Annotated in this window: 2 protein-coding genes; both read right to left on the reverse strand. The window is 69.8% G+C overall.

The genetic code is table 11. The features are described 5' to 3' along the window. Positions 1-148 precede the first annotated feature (148 nt). Positions 149-919 (reverse strand): 16S rRNA (adenine(1518)-N(6)/adenine(1519)-N(6))-dimethyltransferase RsmA, encoded by a 771-nt coding sequence (rsmA, locus tag H0W38_RS20840; RefSeq protein ID WP_292457788.1) that lies wholly within the window; start codon positions 917-919, stop codon positions 149-151. A gap of 99 nt (positions 920-1,018) precedes the next feature. Further along, positions 1,019-2,362 (reverse strand): peptidylprolyl isomerase, encoded by a 1,344-nt coding sequence (locus H0W38_RS20845; RefSeq protein ID WP_292457791.1) that lies wholly within the window; start codon positions 2,360-2,362, stop codon positions 1,019-1,021. Positions 2,363-2,494 lie beyond the last annotated feature (132 nt).

Genomic DNA, 2,494 nt, shown 5'->3' on the forward strand with positions numbered 1-2,494 from the left:
GCATCATCACGGTTCATTTGCCGCCGATGAGCAGCGCGTTCGACACCGCCGGGTGGCTGGTCGCGGCTTGAGCCGTTGCCTGCATACGTAAGAACGGGCCCTGCGGGGCCCGTTTTCTTTGTGCGCAATTTTCCGCAAGACAAGTCCGTCAGCCTCGACCGGCGGCCAGTGCCAGCGCCAGCGCCACGTACTGCGACACCGGCACCTCTTCGGCCCGGCGCTGAACGTCGAAGCGACCGGCAAAGCCGCGCGCCTCCAGCCAGCGCCCCAGGGTGTGGCGCAGCAGCTTGCGGCGCTGCGAGAAGGCCACCTGCACCAGTTCGCCGAGCAACGCGGCGCCCACCGCCGGCGGCTGCGCGAACGGCTGCATGCGCACCACGGCCGAATGCACACGCGGCGGCGGCTCGAAGGCATCGGGCGGCACCTCGAGCACCGCTTCGATGTGGTAGCGCCACTGCAGCATCACCGAAAGCCGGCCGTAGTCCTTCCCGCCCGGGGCAGCGGCCATGCGTGACACCACTTCCTTTTGCAGCATGAAGTGCTGGTCTTCGACCTGCCCAGCGGCCGGCAGCAGGTGAAACAGAATCGGGGTGGAGATGTTGTAGGGCAGGTTGCCGACCACTCGCAGCTTCGCGCCGGCGGCCTGTGCCAGCGCCGGGAAGTCCACGCTCAGCACATCGGCCTCGATGACCTGCAATTCGCCTCGCCGACGCAAGTGCGCCGCCAGATCGCGGTCGAGTTCGATGACGGTGAGGCGCTCGCTGCGCGCCACGAGGGGGTCGGTCATCGCGCCCAGGCCGGGGCCGATCTCGACCAGCGCCTCGCCCGGCTTCGGCGCGATCAGTTCAACGATGCGGTCGATCACCGCGCGGTCGGTCAGGAAGTGCTGACCGAAGCGCTTGCGGGCAATGTGCTTCACGGGCTGCGCAGGCGGGGCCGGCATGGGCTGGAAGCCGCCGGCGCGAGCGTCACGGCGACCGGAGCTCACGCGTCGTCGCCGCCGCCGTCGGAGCCACCGTCATTGCGGCGGCTCGCGCATCTCCACATAGGCGCGCGCTCGCACCTCGCGTGACCATTCGAGGTAGGCAGCCTCGAACTTGCGCTCGCGCAGCAGGTTGCGAGCGATTTGGCGTTGCTGCTTGCGATCGACCGCCTGCGTGCGCCGCTCCAGAACCTGTATCAGGTGCACGCCGAAGCGTGAGACCACCGGCTCGGAGATCTGCTCGGGCTGCAGCGACTTCATCGCGTCCTCGAACTCCGGCACGAACTGTCCGGGCGAAGCCCAGCCGAGCTCGCCGCCTTGTGCGGCACTGCCGTCCTCCGAGTTCTGACGGGCGAGTTGCTCGAAGCGCACTGCACCCGCCGCGACCTGCTGCTTGAACTCCGCCAGCCGCTCGATAGCCGCACTCTCGCTGAGCTGCGAAGACGGACGCAGCAGGATGTGACGAGCCCGCGTCTGCGTGACACGCATGCCGCCGTCGCGGCGCTCGAGCAGCTTGAGCACGTGAAAGCCGGCCCCGGAGCGCAGCACCTGCGGCGCCGTCTGGCCGGCGCGCAGCGGCGCCACGGCGGCGACGAACAGTTCGGGCAGGCGGTCGGCGGGGCGCAGGCCGAGCGCACCGCCCTGCTCTTTGGGACCCGTCGACAGCTCGTTCACCAGCTGGGTGAAATCTTCTCCGTCACGCGCGCGCGTCAGCGCCTGCTCGGCCACCCGGCGGCGCTCCGCGACCTGGGCCTCGCCGGCGCCTTCCGGCACGCCGATCAACAGCTGAGCGACGTTGTACTCGGGCGGCGCCGCGCCACTGGCGCGCGAGGCCAGCAGGGCGTCGATCTCGGCCTCGCTGATGCGGATACGCGAATTGACCTCGCGCTCGCGCACACGCTCCAGCAGCATCTGGTCGCGCAGGGTATTGCGAAAGCGCGTGAAGTCGATGCCCTCGCTGCGCAGCCGCTCGCGCAGTTGGGCCAGCTCGATGCGGTTTTGCGCCGCGACGTTGGCCACGGTGCGGTCGAGTTCGGCTTCGTCGATGCGCATGCCGCTGTCGCGTGCATGCGTGAGCTGGGCACGCTCGTTGATCATGGCCTCGAGCACCTGGCGGCGCAGCTCGTCGTCGGCCGGCAGGCGGGCGCCGCTCTGCGCGGCGTCGCGCCGCACCGCGGCCACGCGCTGTTGCACCTCGCCGTTGGTCACCAGTTCCTGATCGACGACAGCGACGATGTAGTCGGCAGAGCGCGCCGCGCTGCGCTCGCCTTGCACGGGCTGCGCGACGGCCGCAGCGCCAAGCACGAGTCCGACGCCGAACAGGCCGGCCGCAAAGGCGCCGCGCCGCAGCGCGTGTGTGAAAGAAAGGATGGAAGGCATGGCCTGGTTCAAGGAATCGCCAGGGCCGGCGCGACGAAGGGCTCGTCGTCTCGCAGCAGCCGGTAGCCGGGGATATTCTCCCTCAGCGCTCCCAGCGGGTTGGAGCCCAGGCGAGAGAGCCCCACCAACTCG

Source organism: Methylibium sp. (assembly GCF_013817365.1).
Lineage (GTDB): Bacteria > Pseudomonadota > Gammaproteobacteria > Burkholderiales > Burkholderiaceae_C > Methylibium.